The 16497-nt window shown below is 59.9% G+C and carries 14 protein-coding genes and 4 pseudogenes; 8 read left to right on the top strand and 10 right to left on the bottom strand.

Translation table 11 applies throughout. From position 1 onward, the window contains the following. Nucleotides 1-252: pseudogene (locus AC066Y_RS39420) on the top strand (recombinase family protein); the annotation flags it as partial. 168 nt (nt 253-420) lie between these two features. Beyond that, a complete protein-coding gene (locus tag AC066Y_RS39415) occupies nt 421-2061 on the top strand; it encodes a flavin-containing monooxygenase (RefSeq protein WP_478278558.1) in 1641 nt (546 codons plus the stop codon). A gap of 87 nt (nt 2062-2148) precedes the next feature. On the opposite strand, the pseudogene AC066Y_RS39410 reads toward AC066Y_RS39415, so the two are convergent. Then, nucleotides 2149-2496: pseudogene (locus tag AC066Y_RS39410) on the bottom strand (IS110 family RNA-guided transposase); the annotation flags it as partial. A 152-nt stretch (nt 2497-2648) separates the two neighbouring features. Here AC066Y_RS39410 and AC066Y_RS39405 point away from each other — a divergent pair. The 4 genes and pseudogenes from AC066Y_RS39405 to AC066Y_RS39390 all read left to right on the top strand — a co-directional run bounded on the left by AC066Y_RS39405 (nt 2649) and on the right by AC066Y_RS39390 (nt 4853). After that, nucleotides 2649-2939: a hypothetical protein gene (locus AC066Y_RS39405; protein WP_478278557.1), complete on the top strand. Its 291-nt coding sequence runs from the start codon at nt 2649-2651 to the stop codon at nt 2937-2939. A gap of 117 nt (nt 2940-3056) precedes the next feature. Then, nucleotides 3057-3335, top strand: coding sequence for a type II toxin-antitoxin system Phd/YefM family antitoxin (locus AC066Y_RS39400; RefSeq protein ID WP_028337909.1), 279 nt, complete (start codon nt 3057-3059; stop codon nt 3333-3335). Beyond that, nucleotides 3332-3769 carry a PIN domain-containing protein gene (locus AC066Y_RS39395; RefSeq protein WP_478278556.1) on the top strand — a complete coding sequence of 146 codons (438 nt, stop codon included), beginning with the start codon at nt 3332-3334 and terminating at the stop codon, nt 3767-3769. The genes AC066Y_RS39400 and AC066Y_RS39395 overlap by 4 nt, the downstream gene beginning before the upstream one ends. Continuing rightward, nucleotides 3766-4853 (top strand): annotated as a pseudogene (locus tag AC066Y_RS39390) (hypothetical protein). Before AC066Y_RS39395 ends, AC066Y_RS39390 begins: the two are co-directional and overlap by 4 nt. Nucleotides 4854-4995: 142 nt before the next feature. Here the strand turns inward: AC066Y_RS39390 and AC066Y_RS39385 are convergent. After that, nucleotides 4996-5288 (bottom strand): annotated as a pseudogene (locus tag AC066Y_RS39385) (transposase); the annotation flags it as partial. 62 nt (nt 5289-5350) lie between these two features. On the opposite strand from AC066Y_RS39385, the gene AC066Y_RS39380 reads away from it, so the two are divergent. Further along, nucleotides 5351-5524: a hypothetical protein gene (locus AC066Y_RS39380; RefSeq protein WP_244486498.1), complete on the top strand. Its 174-nt coding sequence runs from the start codon at nt 5351-5353 to the stop codon at nt 5522-5524. A 745-nt stretch (nt 5525-6269) separates the two neighbouring features. On the opposite strand, the gene AC066Y_RS39375 is transcribed toward AC066Y_RS39380, so the two are convergent. The 4 genes from AC066Y_RS39375 to AC066Y_RS39360 form a co-directional block, all read right to left on the bottom strand. Then, complete coding sequence (locus AC066Y_RS39375) at nt 6270-7862, bottom strand: ATP-binding protein (RefSeq protein ID WP_478278555.1); 1593 nt, start codon at nt 7860-7862, stop codon at nt 6270-6272. Nucleotides 7863-8345: 483 nt separating this feature from the next. Continuing rightward, entirely contained in the window at nt 8346-8588 is a 243-nt protein-coding gene (locus AC066Y_RS39370) for a multicopper oxidase domain-containing protein (RefSeq protein WP_283088171.1), read from the bottom strand. 504 nt (nt 8589-9092) lie between these two features. Beyond that, on the bottom strand, nt 9093-9560 hold the full coding sequence (locus AC066Y_RS39365) for a hypothetical protein (protein ID WP_478278554.1): 468 nt from the start codon (nt 9558-9560) through the stop codon (nt 9093-9095). A 1283-nt stretch (nt 9561-10843) separates the two neighbouring features. Continuing rightward, nucleotides 10844-11320, bottom strand: a complete 477-nt coding sequence (locus AC066Y_RS39360) for a hypothetical protein (protein WP_478278553.1) — start codon at nt 11318-11320, stop codon at nt 10844-10846. A 146-nt stretch (nt 11321-11466) separates the two neighbouring features. On the opposite strand from AC066Y_RS39360, the gene AC066Y_RS39355 reads away from it, so the two are divergent. Further along, a complete protein-coding gene (locus AC066Y_RS39355; RefSeq protein WP_478278552.1) occupies nt 11467-11946 on the top strand; it encodes a hypothetical protein in 480 nt (159 codons plus the stop codon). 428 nt (nt 11947-12374) lie between these two features. On the opposite strand, the gene AC066Y_RS39350 is transcribed toward AC066Y_RS39355, so the two are convergent. The 4 genes from AC066Y_RS39350 to AC066Y_RS39335 form a co-directional block, all read right to left on the bottom strand. Next, nucleotides 12375-13388, bottom strand: a complete 1014-nt coding sequence (locus AC066Y_RS39350; protein ID WP_478278551.1) for a hypothetical protein — start codon at nt 13386-13388, stop codon at nt 12375-12377. After that, entirely contained in the window at nt 13351-14073 is a 723-nt protein-coding gene (locus AC066Y_RS39345; protein ID WP_244978915.1) for a ParA family protein, read from the bottom strand. Before AC066Y_RS39345 ends, AC066Y_RS39350 begins: the two co-directional genes overlap by 38 nt. An 894-nt stretch (nt 14074-14967) precedes the next feature. Beyond that, nucleotides 14968-15129, bottom strand: a complete 162-nt coding sequence (locus tag AC066Y_RS39340) for a hypothetical protein (protein WP_478278550.1) — start codon at nt 15127-15129, stop codon at nt 14968-14970. A 220-nt stretch (nt 15130-15349) separates the two neighbouring features. Then, nucleotides 15350-15595: a hypothetical protein gene (locus AC066Y_RS39335; RefSeq protein ID WP_283088178.1), complete on the bottom strand. Its 246-nt coding sequence runs from the start codon at nt 15593-15595 to the stop codon at nt 15350-15352. Between the last annotated feature and the right edge of the window lie 902 nt (nt 15596-16497).

Here is a 16497-nt window from a genome sequence, read left to right as displayed (position 1 = left end):
CCCACCGTCAAAATCAACGGCGTGGACAAGAATCCGATGCGCTGGCCCGATGGAAGCTTCTCAATTCAGGGCGCAGCGGCTGAGCTTGGAGTGACCCCGCAGACGGTGTTCGATTATCTCGCGCGGGAATTGTTGGCAGGTCGTCAGTTAGCCAAAGGCCAGCCATGGCAGATCGAGCTCTCAGACGACCAAATCCGTCAGCTTCGCAATCGGGTACGACGCACCAAGCGTTCGAAGAAGGAGGCATCATGAAGTCATCGGCTCACCGAACACGTCAGAGTACCGCGTGGGGCGCTGCTCACAGCCATTCTTTGGCGGCTTCATCTCGCTTAGGACTGCGGACTTCTTGCGCCCCCTCCCCTCATTGGTACGATACTTGCTGTTCTCCTCGCAGGTCGTCAAAAACAGAAGGGAGGAGAAATGACCAAGACGCCGAACAAGGACAATTGTCGTAGTGGCGGGCGTGCGACAACGAAATTCGATGCCGTGGTCGTCGGAGCAGGCATCGCCGGTCTTTACCAGCTGTACCGGCTACGAGAGCTCGGGCTGAACGTCAGGGCGATCGACGCTGCCTCGGGTGTCGGTGGCACTTGGTATTGGAACCGTTATCCTGGTGCGCGTGTCGATTCAGAAGGCTACCAGTACCAGTACCTTTTCTCCGAAGACCTCTACAAACGATGGAGCTGGAGCGAAAGATTTCCGAGCCAGCCCGAAATCGAACGCTGGCTGAATTACGTGGCGGATCAGCTTGACCTGCGCAAGGACATTCAGTTCGGCACGACGGTCCAGAGTGCGCATTTTAATGAAGCGACGGATCGATGGGTGGTCGTGACCGACAAAGGTAATGTGATCGATACCCAGTTTGTAGTCACCTGTTGCGGTGTGCTTTCGGCACCCCATGTGTCCTTTCCGGGGCAGGAGGCGTTCAAGGGGCAGGTGTTTCATACGGCGCGATGGCCGCAGCAACCGGTCGATCTTGATGAGAAGCTCGTCGGCGTGGTTGGTAACGGACCAACGGGGATCCAGGTGATCCAGACGATCGCGGAAAAGGTTGGCCATCTCAAAGTATTCGTCCGCACGCCGCAATACATCATACCTATGAAGAATTCCAAGTACACTGCCGGGGACGTCGAGGCCTACAAGTCAAGGTTCAAAACCCTTACCGAGCGACTGCCGCACACGTTCACGGGCTTCGAACATGACGTCGAGTACGCCTGGGCCGGTCTGCCGCCGCAACAACGCCGCAGGGTGATTGAAGACTGCTGGAACGATGGTTCCGTGAAGTTGTGGATATCGTCCTTCGCCGAGCTGTTCTTCGATGAGGCGGTGAACGCGGAGATCTCCGAATTCGTGCGCGCGAAAATGCGCGAGCGGCTCAGAGATCCAAAACTTTATGACCTGCTGATCCCGAGCGATTACGGATTCGGCACTCATCGGGTGCCCTTGGAGCAGAATTTTCTCGAGGCGTTCCATCGAGTCAATGTGGAAGTTGTCAGCGTCAAGACCAACCCTATCGAGCGCATCACGACCGAAGGGATCCAGACGGTGGACGGCACAGTTCACCCGCTCGACGTCATCATCTTGGCAACGGGCTTCGATGCAGCAACGGGGGCTTTGACCCGCATCGACATCCGCGGCCGCGATGGACGATCCCGGAAGGAGGATTGGGGTCGAGACATCCGGACCACCATGGGGTTGCAGGTGCACGGCTATCCCAATCTCTTCATGACCGCAGTGCCGCTTGCCCCGGTGGCCGCGCTTTGCAACGCGACAACCTGCTTGCAGCAGCAGGTCGAGTGGATAACTGGATGCATTAGCTATCTCCGGGACAACAATTTGAAGGTGATCGAACCCTCCAAAGAGTTGGAAGATCAATGGGTGGCGCATCACGACGAGCTCGCCAACGCAATGCTGATCGCCAAGACGAATTCCTGGTACTTGGGGTCGAACGTTGAAGGCAAACCACGCCAAGTACTCGCCTACACCGGGGGCGCAGGCAACTATCGGCAAAAGTGCGACGAAGTCGCCGCAAGTGGCTATCCGGGCTTTACCGCGCACTAGGAGTTTCAAGTCGCGGAGACTCGTGGGCGAGCTCATCATGCGATCTCAGTGACGCCGGCAGGTTTGCGCCAAGACGCGATCCTAGCTAGCCTGCTGTTCTTCCGATTTCGGCTCGACGAAGCGCATCTCGGGGCGCTGTGCCGCGATCACGATTGCTTCGGCATCAGCCGCGTCGTTCTTTTGGCGTTTCACAAAAGGCTTCACATATTGCGGCGCGATCAGTTTCACTTCATGGCCGAGTTTGACCATCTCCCGCGCCCAATAGTGGGCGCTGCCACAGGCTTCCATCACCACCACTGCCGATGGGGGCTCCGCCATGAACTTCCGAAACTGGAGCCGTGACAGCTTCTTTCAAAACTTCAAGTGCCCCGCCATTGATGCCCCGTGGAGGTGAAACACGTTCTTTGCCAGATCCACTCCGATCACCGTATCCATCAATTTGCCGTCCTCTCCGCTTCGTGGTTCAAACACCACGTTCTTGGCACATTACGATGCCCGTCTGGGGAGGGTGGCAACCATCCCATCTCATCTGGTGATCGGTGCCAAGGCGGGTTTCTCGAAAGCGAGTGCGTATCGGATCGAGGGCGATGCGCGTCCGCCATCCCAGAAAAAGGGGCCAGGGGGCGGGGACGGATCCGATCCGCTCGCCCCCTACTGGGGACGCCGAGATCATTCCGATCCTGAAGGCTGCACCCGGCATCCGCGTGATCGGCGTGCTGGACGAACTGCGCCGACGGCATCCCAACCTCAACCCCGCGCTCAACGGCCCCGAACATTACGTGATCTCCGCCAGGAGCACGAGCCCGCTGGTTCCGGCCGACCGCGCCGGCCTCATTAGCCGCCGCCGGCGGCGTCTTGGTTTGTTTCGCGTGACATGACAGTTCCTTCCGTTCGCTCCCCGATATTAGCGGAACGGCGCCCCACTCGGTACCTGTTGAAAATCGCTGCGATCCAGCTTATAGTCACGCTGGTCACTATAGTCATAGGAGCGGATCGTGACAGCCTCCCGAAAGACCCCTGCGCCCGAAACCGACCATTGGACCGTGGCTGGCGCCAAGGCGCGCCTCTCCGAGGTGATCGAACGCGCCCAGACCGATCCGCAGATCATTACCCGCCACGGCAAGCCCAGTGTCGTCATCGTCTCCGCCGAGGAATGGGCGCGCAAGACCGACCGCAAGGGCACGCTCGCCGAATTCCTGATGGCCTCGCCGCTGCGTGATGCCGATCTCGATCTCGAGCGGGTTCGCGATCAGCCGCGCGACCTTGATCTATGAATGTCCTGCTCGATACCAACGTGCTGTCGGAGGTTCGCCGGCCGGCGCCCGATAAGAAAGTGCTCGCGTGGCTTGATACGATCGACGAGGACCGGGCCTTCATCAGCGTTGCGTCGATCGCCGAACTCCGGCGCGGTATTGCCCTGATGGACGACGGCCGCCGTCGCGAGGCGCTTTCCGCCTGGCTCGCGGAGGATCTGCCGGCGCGCTTCGCCGGGCGGATTCTGTCGATCGACCCGGCGATCGCCGGGCGCTGGGGTGATCTGATGGCGCAAGCCCGACAGAGCGGCTTTGCGCTCTCGGTCATGGACGGTTTTTTTGCGGCCACTGCTCTCGACCGGGAGCTCGTACTCGCGACTCGCAACACCAAGGATTTTGCGCCGCTGGGTGTGCCGCTTTTGAACCCCTGGACCGATGAAGGAGCGCTGGGATGACCGTCGCTGCCCGCCTCCCGGACGCCGCTTCGCTCGAAACCGTCCTGGCTGGCCTCGGTCCGGCGTCCGCCGACGCGGACCTGATCCCAGCCTTGACGATAGCCTTTCCAGGCTTCGCGTTCGGCATCGCGCCGATCGATGACGATTACTGGCGCGACACCCGATCGGTTCTGCGTCCCGACGGCACGCGGCTTGGCGAATTGCGGCCGTGGATGATTGCCGAACTGGCCAAGGAAAATGGCGATGTGACGGCGGTCTGGGAGCGGTTGAAGGAGATCGATCTTCAGATCACCGAATGGCGCGGCACCAGCGTCTTCGTGTCGGCGCCGACGGGGCCGGGTGTCGCCGATTACGTTCAGATAGCGCTCGGCCGCGAGATCGAGTGGCGCGCCGGCCCGATCGTCAATCCCAACTACCGCCCGTATGGCAAGGAGGAGCTGCTCGATCCGAGCTGACTCGCACCGACCAGTTCCCTGACTCCGATCGCCTCGCCGGTCCGCTCTATCGCCTGCTCGATCGCGCCGGCGGCGCGGTGATCCACGTCCGCAGTTTCCTCGATCGCTGTGGCCGCGTCGAGCGCGAGAAGCGGGAGGCCAACCGGCCCGAGTTGGAGCAGCGCGTGATCCGCGAAGTCGGGCCCCAAGGAACGCGCGAGACGTCGTTTCTGGAGGCGGTCCCGGACTTTTTCGACTTTGTGCCGCGCGAACTGCGGTTCTTCCGGGACTGGGAGGAATCGAGCGCCGGACCGCAGCACATCTTCGCGCATTGGGCCCTCGATGCCCGCGATTATACCCACAAGAGCGAGCGCGAAGTCGGCTTCATTCCCCGACCGCTGAAGCCCCCGAAAGAGCGGCTGCTCACAACGGGGGACATTTCGGTGCACGCGCTGATGGACCGGATCGAGGCCGTGGACCGCGAGGTCGGCCTGCCCTTCGGCTGGTTCTTCCTGATGACCCATGGCCACTGGGTCGATCCCGATGTCGGGCACGCGATCGCTGAAGGCCTGAAGGCCCAGCGCGTGCGCCTGCCCGACCCCGACGCCCGCGTCCTGCTGCGCTGGGCCGATCGAACCTACGGCTTCTGACGGAGCGCTGCCGATGGACGACGTCACCTCTCGCGCGCTGGTCTCCGCCCCCGAAACTCGGCGTGGGCTGCAGCTCGATGCGCTCTCCGCCCCTTCTTGATGTCGGCGCGCTCGAAGCCATTCCCGCAGCGCGCGGCCTTTATTTGAGCAGACGGTTCTCCAGGGTCAGATCGGCGACGGCCTCCTTCAAGGCGCCGGCCTCCCGGCGGAGGTCCTTGACCTCGCCGGAGGTCGCAGCTCGTGCCGTGTCGCCGGCCAGGCGGCGCTTGCCGGCCTCGAGAAACTCCTTGGACCAGCCGTAATACATCGAGGCGGCAATGCCTTCTCGGCGACAAAGCTTGGAGATGTTCTCCTCGCCGCGCGATCCTTCCAGCACGATGCGGATCTTCTCTTCCGCCGAATACGGGGGGTCTGGCGCCGAATGTCCTTTAGCACTTGGTCTGCCGACGCTTTGGCCGGTCCGGATTTCTGTTTCGTCTTCGCTCCTGGTGGCTACGATGAACCAGAAATCCTCCCTCCGCAAATTCCCCCTGTTTGTCTCACAGGCCCTGACGGCGAACACTTGGCGCTTTTTTCCCAGAGATGACGCCGGCAACGACTATGTGAAGGGCCTCAAAGACGGGCTCGGCGAAAAAGCATCGACCATTATCGTCAAGGAAAGTCACTTATGAAACCTCGAACCCGACGGTAGATTCCGAGATCGTTACGCTGAAGGACTCCGGAGCGGATACGCTCTTCACCATGGCAACTTGGTGCCCAAGCGATCCGCAAGGTGACCAAGCTCGGCTGGAAGTCGCTCAACTTCATCGTAAGCGTATCGAGCTCGATCAAAGGCGTTCTCGAACCAGCCGGCCGCGATAACTCGGTTGGGCGACGATAAATCCGCCGCCCTGAGGGCCGAGCAAATGCTCCTTCGGCACGTCGACATTGTTGTGGCGCGTGTAAGCGGCCGGTTCCCTGTCGTGAGCCTAGGATGGTTCGATTCGCAGGACGCACAGGACGCGTGCTGAGGGCGAGAGGCTGATCAGTCAGGCCGACAAGTTGGCTACGAATCCTGGAACGAGAGGCTGTGGCCCGAGGGGGCCGATCGACGTCCCCCACGATCGACCAGGCCATCAGCGGAGGCGATCCTTGGTTGGAAATCGAATGCTCGCGCTACAAGACTGGGCGGGAGGTCGACTCGCCGCTCTCCGCCGCCACCTTTGTCCACGATCTGGCCGGTCTCCATCTTCGCAGTGGCCAGAGGCCGACGTCTGTGTAGACTGTTCAAACGATCCATCATGACGCTTGCAGCGGGGCGGCCCATACGTTCACGCCCGGATGAATGTCTAAGCCATCTCGTCGCCGCAGGATACCGCGCAACTTGATCCGAATATGCTCCAGCTCATCCGCCCTAGATAAACCTGCCCTACCTGCTCACGACGTCAGCGCGATCCTGAGCATCCGCGCGAGATCGGCGCTGATGTAAGGCTTCGGCAAGAGCAGCACGCCGGGGTCGAGCCGGCCATGATGGACGAGCGCGTTCTCCGTATAACCGGAGGTATAGAGTACCTTGAGCGCGGGGCGCCGCTTGAGCGCTTCGGTCGCCAACTGACGGCCGTTCATCCCGCCCGAGAGCATCACGTCGGTGAACAGGAGATCAATGCGTTCGCCCCGGTCAATGATGGCCAGCGCCTCGGCGGCATCGCGGGCGGCCAGCGTGTGATAGCCGAAGCGGCTGATCTGCGTCACGACATATTCGCGGACCAGCACGTCGTCCTCGACCAGCAGGATAGATTCGTCGCCTCCTTCGCTTCCCGACACACCGGCATCAACGGCCGGTGCCTGCGGGGGCCCCGCGGCCTGCGGCAGATAGAGCTTCACAGACGTGCCGTAACCCTGTTCGCTACAAATCTTGATATGGCCATCCGACTGCTTGACGAAGCCGTAGACCATGCTCAAGCCTAGCCCGGATCCCTTCCCTACGTCCTTGGTCGTGAAGAATGGCTCAAACACCTTGTCGAGTATGTTGCCGGGCATTCCGACTCCCGTATCGCTCACGGCCAGCATGACATATTGACCCGGTCTGACCTCGGCATTGAGGCGCGCATAATTCTCGTCGAGCACAGCATTCCTGGTTTCCAACGTCAGCTTGCCGCCGGCGGGCATGGCGTCGCGCGCATTCAGGGCGAGGTTGAGGATCGCCGTCGAGAGCTGGCTGGGATCGATCAGGGCCGGTGCGAGATCGTGCGCCAGCATCGATTCGATTTCGATGTCTTCGCCCAGCGTTGGACGCAACAGACGCGCAGCATCGACCACCAGCTCGTTGACGTCGGTCGAGCGAGGCTGCAGTGGTTGCCGGCGGCTGAAGGCCAGCAAATGCTTGGTCAGGTCGGCTCCCCTTGCGGCTGCAGAGTTGATCAGATTGGCAATCTGGGCGAGATGTGGGCGATCTTTGACTGCGTCGCCGAGGATTTCGATTGTTCCGGTGATTACGGTCAGGATGTTGTTGAAGTCGTGCGCGACGCCGCCGGTGAGCTGGCCGATAGCCTCCATCTTCTGCGCTTGCCGGATCTGGGCCTCGTGGGCCTCGATCTCCTGAAAGCGCTTCACCATGGCCTCGGCCTTGCGGCGCTGCTTCGCCTCCTCCTCAAGCGCCGCATAGGCTTCAGTTAGTTGGATACGCGTCGGCAGTACCAGGATCCGCGGCAGCATCAGCAGCAGCGCCAGCGTGATTGCAAGCGAGACCGGCGCAAGCAAGACCTTGGTAACGGCTTCAATTTCGTAAGCCGGCGCCCACATTGTGAGGATCGAAAGCAGGCGGGCCAGTCCGCAGAGTGCGGCGAAGATACCGAATGCCAAGAGCACGCCCCCGAACATCACTTGACGCCGCCGCCGCCACACGAAGAATGCAAGCACAAAGGCGGTCGTAAAGAAGGCACCAGCGACAAAAGCGTCGGAAACGACGTTCAGCCAGATCAACTCCGGCCGCCACAGAAGGCAAGCGCCATGGGGGACGAGCGTCGACATGTCCGGAAAAACTCCAGGAAAAAGCTCAAAAAAGCGCAGTGGCGATCCGATCCGTCGATCAAATCATGATCGACGTGGTACGAATGGAAGGCAATCGCCGAGGTGATCGCCGCGACGTCAACGTCGTGTGCTTCCCGATTAGATGATCCCAGGAATTTGTCTACCCTCCGGCATTCCTGGACATGTGAGCGGTCGTCGCGACCATAGGGAGCAACGCCTCCTCGGTCACTGAGCGCGTTCAAATCGGCGCTCGGCGAGAGCGGTCCTTTGCCGGCAACCTGCATCGCAGCACCCTCGGAACAAGCGGCGCACAGGAGCGGTACATCATAGAATACGCAATCGAGCGCGGTGTTGAACAGCCGGCAGGAGCGGCTGCTCGACCGGCCACATCGGCAGCTCAAAGGCCGCAAATGAGAGTCCGGAGACGGCTCGCTCAGCTCAGTCATTGCGGCTCCTTATGATTGTCGGATCGGGCTGACCACTTCAGTGATGCCCGTTGGCGACGCCACCTGCTCCGTCCGGGATCGCCACCCGAACGTTCAGCATCATTCCCCGATCCTCGCGATCCAGGATGTGACAGTGAAGGACGAAATCGCCCATGTACCGACGGTAACGCGATCGAGTGATGATTGTGTACCCGCCCTTGACGAACAAAGTGTCGCGCCATTCGCCCTTTAGGTTAGCATATTGTGGATCGTCCGGTTCGCCATCGACGCTCACGTTCATGTTTGAGGAATTGCGGATCGCTACGATTTGATTTGAAATGGATTGACGTGGATATGGAAGGGGTGCCCGGGCGCGCGCCAGCGGTCAGGGTCCACTCGTCTGCCGATCCCAGCGTCAGCATGCGAGGCGGCCCATTGGGATCGTACGGGACGCTGTTGACCTGGAATCCTCGTGCGCGGTAGCCGTCCTCCGACGCGCGTCAGGCCATCGCTTGCTATCGCAATCGCCGCTAATTGTCTCGGCGATCCGTTGCCGCAGTTTGCGTCAGAGGGTCCGCGACGACCTGTTGAACGATCTGGGGTGGTGGCGTCACGATCCGCCTTATCCGAGCGTCCTACTGTGCAGTGACAGGATCAGGCGAGGCGAGAACCGCAACGGCACCTGCGAGCAACGCGAGGGGCCCGACGGTGACACAGCGTCCAGCGACGACCGAGGATAAGAACAATGGTCTGCGACGCATATGCATTTTCCCTTTGAGCGATCCTATCCGGATTCGATCGCCGATCAGGTATGCTTCACCGCGATGAAGGACGCGACGTATCCTGCAGGCCCGCCCTCATGCGGCTTCGCCCGGATGACCGTCCCGACCAGCGCCGGTACTTGGCCGACACCGTTGGGCCATTCATACGCAAGGTTGGCGCGGTAATCGTATTCCCAGCCGTCTGTGTCGGTCTTCGGTCTGCCTGAGCCGACGATGGCGACGGAAAGAGGCACCGGGCCGTTGGCTGGCTGGATCGTGCCCTGCAGATCGAGACCCCCGTCTTGCCAATCGAGCGCGCCCTTCAGCGAAGTCCCGTTGATCTCGAACGTGAATACGGCCTCCGCGAAGATCAAGCGCAACGCTTTCTGCGAGTCGCCGTCTACGAGCGCGGGACGATTGTGAAAGCTTCGGTAGGTCCATTTTCCGGCCAGTACCGATACGCCGACCGCAGGCGGCGAAGCGGCTTGGACAAGCCCCGGCGTCGCGACCAAGAGTCCCGCCGCGCTCAACAACAATCTACGTCGATCCATCGAGCATCCTCCTCTTAACGGGAGCAGTAATCCGGTCCGGCTACAGGACCCCTCTACATTTCCGATACGCAGAGATGCACCCTCTCCGTTGCCGCGTACGGTTGGTCCGAAGCGGCCGACCTCGTGATCCCGGCCACCTGCAATCCATCCATCAACGACGATCTCGACCGGCGTCCCGTCGACGTTAGCTCCTGAAACTGACGATGGTCTGTAACCGAGTATTCGGGGCAGCGCTTGCGAAGACACCCCGCCTCGCCGTGATGATCGCCGGTTTGTCGACCTTTGCGAGCAGTAGGTCCTTCTCCACAGAGCGCCCTGTCCCTGGCCGAATCGCGACAAGAAACGCGGGACCATGGACGACCCGGCGCGTCAAGCCGTCCGCCATGACGTTCTTCCGGGATGCATAACCGACACGGGATCACATGTTGACGAATGCGATCTCGACCGCGCCCGGCCGTATGGTGCCATCCGGCCCGTTGGGCTTGACGGGCACGGGAACGAACTGAAGGCCGATCTTGCCAGACGGAGGCGGCCCGTTGGCGCTGCATCGCGCTGGTCAGGTCGGGAGAACGGACGAGGGCAGCTGCCGCGCCCAAAACACCCGCCAGAACGAGGCGCCCGGTCGAGGTACCGGACTTCTTACCTTTCGAAACGGCGCTCATTTGATCTTCCCGCCAGCGTCCTTACAAGCTTGAACAGGCTTGGAGCGCGTGCAATCGGCCAGAGAAGTTCGCGCCAATCAACTACAAGAACTTGCAGGTGACGGAAAATCAACCATCAGCTTTGAGCGTCTTTAAACCACGTATCTGTAGATGACAGTGCGTAGTCACTGTGGACGTCGCGACAGCTATCCTTGTGCGCAAGTTGTGCTTGTCGCCGCCCCTGGATTCGCTCACCACGATATTCTGACATTGCCGAATGTCCTTCAGCGCTAGCTAGTTCTGCCGGTACTTTGCCCGGTCTGGATTTCTGCTTCATCTTCGCTCCTGCTGCTGCGATGAACCAGAACTCTTCCCTCCGCAAAACCTTCAATTTGTCTCACATGCTAACGGCGAACACGCACGAGAGGCTGCGAGAGAGCGCAGACAACCATCAGCCGAGTACCTTGGCCGGGCCGTCACCACCGGCGATGCGGAAAGAAAGCGCGGCCCAACCTTCCATTATCGCCTCGCGCCACAGTTCACGCTCCGCTACGGAGCATATTGTGCCTTTGTGGATAGCAGCCAAGAGAAGTCGGCGGACAACTATCCGCCCGTCTTCTTGCTGCCGGTCTGCGGATCATAGGCCGTGATAACGCCCGCGGAGAAGTGGAAGCCCATGCAGCTTTCCGTCGCCATGATCTGCGTCGTTATTCCGGGCTTTGCAGGTGAACCGTTGTTGAGCGGTGTTGTCCAGATCGGCGGATTGGGAGTATAGGCCGTGATAGCGCTCCCCGGTGGCAAAGAGGCGTAATCGGACGGGCAGTTCACGTTGTTTGGAACGTTTTCCTCCTGATTGCAGGCTGGCTGATTGCTGGACTGGAAGTACGTTTCCATCGTTATGTTCGTCAGGAATACCGGTGTCGGCTGGCCACCCGGCTTGTTGCTCACGGCCTGACTGAGGCCGCTATTCCAGGCCGAAGGCTTAGATGACGGATCGGTCGGCCATTGCGTGTCGACCAGCTCATAGTATTGCCAGACCGATCCCAGCTTTGCCAATACGGCCTGCGCCTCTCGGTTCAAGGCGACCTTGTCAGACTTATCGAAATGGTTCGCGAAGCCTGGGCGGGTATCCGCGGATAAAGCCTGGTCTTGGGATCCAGCTGCGGCTGAACATTGACGGTGCACAGCGGGCAGTCAGGATCAAAGAAGGATGGACGCAGGTTGGGATGCGCCACTCGGTCGACGTCGAGATTACCGATCTGCTCAAACGTTGCCCAGATCCATTGCGGCGAGGTTTCGCTCTTATGCCCGATATGCATGCCGACGAGTCCGACCTGAACCGTCTTCTTCACCGGCCTGCCGTCGTCGCCATTCGTGTCACGTTTCGCACCATCATGGAGGCGCTGGCGCGCCGCGGACTTGTCGTCGCGGGCCGCTCGACGGACGTGGACCGACGGGTCACACGTTGCGGGACATTATGGACCGCACCGAGACACTCACCCGGCTGTGTGGTCGAGCGGGCCTATGTCGACAAGGGCTGCTGCTACCGCTTTCGGCGAAATCCTGGAATGAGTAGCGTTGCTCAACTGCGCTTTGTTATTTTTGGTTTAGGTCTGCTTCGGCCGCGTTGCGGAGGCGCACTTGCTCCGGCGGAATCTGACCGTGCTTCCAATGCGCTCACCGTCATTTCGATCTTCTTCAAGTAAGCCATCGTAGAACGTAGAATTGCAGTCTCAAGGATCATATAAAACGGAAATTTTAAATCGACAATCGGTTGCTTTTTTCCGTCGATCCACTCCACAAAGTCACCTGTATGCGACCTGCAACAGGGAACGCCCGACAGGTTGCCTGATTCAGCATCACGCGCACAACGCGAAGTCATCGCTAAGTTGTGAATATGGTTAAAGTTCCTAGGGATTGCCTCGAGCTTGCGCCTCGCTGAGGTATCCTGGTCCTTTCAAGCTGGGCTAACGTCTTGATAAGTGGCCGCTGGAATAATACTCCGGCGCCGTTGCACAATTGACCAGGTCGTACACGGTCGGCGTCTGCACCGGCAGATCAGCCGGCTTCGCTCGGTCCTCGCCGGCGCCCGCCCTCAGTCAAATCGGCCGCCAAATGAACGCGCTGCTCAGCTTTACATTTCTGGATCTGAAATGCGGGTCAGCATCTTAACGCGCGGGCCCGCCCGTTCGAAGATCGGCTCCCAAAAGGCGTAGGCTTTCTCGGCGAAACTCGCGCTCACGGTGAACTTCGTGACCGCCCCTCGATATGCGGCCTGTCGCCCGCAGCCCTGTCCCTTGACAAGGTGCCAGATGAATTGAGCGACCTGGCGCGTGTACGTGCTTGGACGACCTCGGTGGTTGGGTACGATCTCAAGCCGCATGGTCCCGGTGTCGCGCGTCTCCGGTTCGGTGATGTTGGCGAGCCAGATGAAGATTGATGGATCAATGCTCGCGGCATAGCCGTCGCGCTTGAGCTGCTGATTGATCATAAAGAACGCGCTGGCGGCTTCTCTGAAGCATTCGCTCAGGATGAAGTTCGCCTCATTCTGCAGCTTGCCGCTCCGAAGATCGTCCAGCAATCTGACCGCCTCGTCAGTGAGCCGCCGCATGTATCGTGGTTCCGGCTGCCCTGCGCTGTCGGCTGATGGTTCCTTCTGCACAATCAATTCGACCGCATCCGCGCGGCACTCTGTTGCGGCTTTTTTAGGAACGGTCAAGAAAGCGTTTTCAAGAATGGGACCGACTTTTGACGCCGCTTCACCTTCCACCCGGGTCTCGGCGAGGTCCGTTGCACGGTCCAGCGCAATATCCAGTCCGGCTCTGATGCTTTCAGAAGCTCTGTCTTGATCGTCATTGGAAATCGCCACCATCATCTCGATGGCAGTGTCGGAATCCAGGAGTTCGTCCTCGCGCGGCGCCGCAAAGGGACTCGGAGCCGTCGCTTGCCTTGCAAAGATTGTTTGATCAGACGTATTCGCGCCGGTGTGCTCCCATTGCGGATTGGAAGCAGCAGTCCCGCCGGACAACACAAATATGCCATCGTCAACGGCTCGGCTCGCGGCCGCGGTAAGCTCCACGAGCGAGCGTCGCGCGCAGCGCGTCTGCCTACTAGTACGCCGCTTTTTCGTTTCTTGCGTGCGGCTCATGAGCTGATGCCCCCTCGACAAGCTTCTTTAAGATCCAGCACCACAGCTCACGAACCTCCTCCGAGGCTCTTCCCTCTTGGGAAAACTCGGTCACGCCTAATCCTGTCCCAAGAGCATCCTGATGGTCATTGCGCTGTCCGATACAGGGAAGCGCAAGCACCCCCAGCGAATTGAGCGACGTTGCGGCTTCACTCACGCGGCAGCCCCGCGGTGGCGTCTGATTGAGCACGAAAGCAAATCGGCGGTTGAGCCTACGGATGGCAATCAGCGTAGGTATCGCAGCTTCGATGTCTGCCAGACTCGGACGTACCGGGATTAGGCAAAGATCGGCACTCGCGATGGCACGCATAGCCAGGGCATTGTTCGTGGCCGCGGTATCGATGACCGTTAGCCAGATCCCCTCAGCTTCAAGGCTGACGAGCGCCCCTTCTATTCCGGCGGGATCGGCGACCCGAACGATCGTCGGATACGGATGGTCGCGCCGCTCTCTCCACTTTGAGATCGTCCCTTGTGGATCCGCGTCGACAATCGCAACGCGCTCCCCGTTCGCCATCGCCGCGACTGCAATTCCGACCGCCAGCGTACTCTTGCCGCTTCCTCCTTTTTGGGTAACCAGAGCAAGGACATACATCGCCTGCGCGTCCCGGACAATAACGACATGAAACACACGAGGTGCGCGTACCATTTCCTATCGTGAATCGCATCAATGGCGAGTGCGGAACTCACAACCAAATCAAGGCGCACCCACCCACTAACTATCGTACCGCGCTAAACGTCGCCAAACGTCGGCCGGTCCAAACATTGGGCCACGCGGACACCCTACGCCAAGCCCGAAGGTTTAAGGATGCCAGCCAGTCCGCTGCAAGGCAGGATGACCTTTACTGTTCGCCGCTTTCGCGACGACGCATCGAGTCATAACCTGACCTTTCTCGCTACATGCCGTTTGTGAGGAAATGTGTTTGGCGGGCATACCGGAATCGTGAGTCCGCTGTTGCCATTTTTGGCGAATTCAGCGGGAGATCGTGACAGATAATGCTTCCTTCGTAAGAGCCGCACGGATGCCCGGGCGAGAAGCTCTGCGTTTGAGCCAAGTCCCCGTAATTCATGCTCCCAAACGACGCACTCCTGTGCGGAACGGCCGAGCTGGCGAAACCACGGTCGCCATCGCAATCGATATATGACAGTGCGACGCACGCCTCGTTCTGCAGCATTCTCTTGGCTGTGCGCGGCACTAAGCATCCCCAGCACGAAGCTGACAAGGAGGCTATTGAAGTGCAGCATCGAGTAAGACGGGTCTCCGTCGAGATCATATTGCCTGGCAAGGACTTTCGCGAATACGAAAGCGGTCGCCGGTGCCATCTCGCGGCCCTCGCAGACAAATCCCGGATACCAGGTTAAGAAGGTGGGCGCAGCCGCGCCGGATCGGGTATCGCCACGGTCTTAATGTTGGCTCCAGTTCCGATGTTTGGCAATCTCCGCCATGAAGATTGCGCCTAGCTAGTTCGTCGGCCGTTTTCTCTTGCTCATGGCTTTCCTCACTGCGTACGGTGCGCGTGCATTCGCGCGGCTGAGCTCGTTCTCAGCAAGCGCCCTCTATCAAAGAGCGATGGGCGTCGCCGAAGTTTTGCAGCGCAATGTCTAGCGCATCATATGAACCTTCGTCGCTATCGAGCACTTGCCTCGCCCGTTCGGCGAGGTCGATCGCTGCGCCGATAGAGTTCTTCAACCGAGTGTCGGCCATGCTACTGCTCTCCTACTTGCAGTGGATGGTCGGTCAGCAATTCCGCCGTTTGGCGTGTGGGCGCGTTTGGCGTTATCTGGCTCAGCAACCCACGTGCCAGACGATGAAAGAATGCGAGGGAGTAAAACGGTACACTCACACCGCGCCACCTAAGTGCTCGTGTAGCTTCCGGACACGCGCGTCATCAACCCGACACGGCTGAACGAGATGAGACACGCGACTAATGATGCCGAGGATGCAAGGTGATTGGATCAATCTCGCTATCGTGTAAAATGATCAGCTCACCTGGCCTCAAGCCCAGACTTTGCAACATTTCAGGTCCAAGCGGGAAGTTGAGCATTGCGGCGTTGGCGCCGCTGTCTTCTATAGTTAGCTGCACGGCTTCGATCTGGTCAGCGACTACCGCGTAGGTTACTTGCCGGCACTCTTCATCGTCGTCGCCGTCTTTCTTGATGGCGACGGTCACTATCCAACCACCGCATCTTGCTGCGCCTCGGGAAGCATACCCACGAGCTGTCGAGCCTCTGCAATTCCGCAGCCAGTGGACGCCTGTGAATCGGGCCGGGTGCCGGAGTGTGGCATTCCTGGAACCCTCTCCCTCCACACCGCACGTTGGGCTAGGCTCACAACCCCAAGAAGAGCAGTCAATCGACGGGCCAAAAGAGGATCAGCGTTATACCGCGGCCCTCGATGCTGATGCGCCTGCGATGCATGAGGAGTGGCGCGGGGCTCGGCTCCAGCGGCTGCGCGCATGAGCCATCCGTGCGGGCCGCCGCCGATATCTCGAAGTCAGCACCCATAGCATGGCAGCTGAGCGCGGTATGCCGCCTCTCGGATGTTGCACTATAGCTCAGTCGAACCCGCGCAATTGGCGTGCCAATCGGTCTGGTCTCGATAGCTGCGTAAGGGTACAAGCAGGTAGGTTGTCGCTCCTGGATGCCGCCGTTTAAGGTGGCTCCGTGTTTCTGATATTCAAACGGAGGACTTGTGAGCGAAGATCTTTACGGCGGAGCGCTTGAAGAGAGTCCACCAGATCCCGCGATGAGAAGAATTACGTAGAATTGTTCGCGCTATTGAAGGAACAGCAAGAGATCGCCGTGCGCGGCACCCGCCAATCAGCCGCTGATTGTTGGGTACGGGACCAAAAAGTTCAATCGTACTCACTGCGCGTGAACGCTCGTTCCTTCTGGAGCCTCACCTGCTGCCCGTCGGGCCACGGGATCCGGACATACCGCGTGCAAACCGCTTAAACCACCTGATCAAGACTCTCATCCATCGATGGGGCCTCAAAACGACGAACGGATTTAACGGCTGAGAACCGTCGGCCTAAAATTGCAACCTGATCAGGCATCTAAGCCGGCTGGTGCG

Source organism: Bradyrhizobium sp. USDA3010 (assembly GCF_056429065.1).
Note: the sequence above shows the minus strand (reverse complement) of the source record. Positions and strands in the feature narration are given on the sequence as shown.

Coding starts and splice junctions, on each gene's coding strand:
- AC066Y_RS39415 (WP_478278558.1), top strand. CDS start 421: ATGACCAAGACGCCGAACAAGGACAATTGTCGTAGTGGCGGGCGTGCG.
- AC066Y_RS39345 (WP_244978915.1), bottom strand. CDS start 14,073: ATGGTACGCGCACCTCGTGTGTTTCATGTCGTTATTGTCCGGGACGCG.
- AC066Y_RS39350 (WP_478278551.1), bottom strand. CDS start 13,388: ATGAGCCGCACGCAAGAAACGAAAAAGCGGCGTACTAGTAGGCAGACG.
- AC066Y_RS39380 (WP_244486498.1), top strand. CDS start 5,351: ATGAACCAGAAATCCTCCCTCCGCAAATTCCCCCTGTTTGTCTCACAG.
- AC066Y_RS39370 (WP_283088171.1), bottom strand. CDS start 8,588: ATGAACGTGAGCGTCGATGGCGAACCGGACGATCCACAATATGCTAAC.
- AC066Y_RS39395 (WP_478278556.1), top strand. CDS start 3,332: ATGAATGTCCTGCTCGATACCAACGTGCTGTCGGAGGTTCGCCGGCCG.
- AC066Y_RS39405 (WP_478278557.1), top strand. CDS start 2,649: ATGCGCGTCCGCCATCCCAGAAAAAGGGGCCAGGGGGCGGGGACGGAT.
- AC066Y_RS39355 (WP_478278552.1), top strand. CDS start 11,467: ATGCGCCACTCGGTCGACGTCGAGATTACCGATCTGCTCAAACGTTGC.
- AC066Y_RS39375 (WP_478278555.1), bottom strand. CDS start 7,862: ATGTCGACGCTCGTCCCCCATGGCGCTTGCCTTCTGTGGCGGCCGGAG.
- AC066Y_RS39340 (WP_478278550.1), bottom strand. CDS start 15,129: ATGGCCGACACTCGGTTGAAGAACTCTATCGGCGCAGCGATCGACCTC.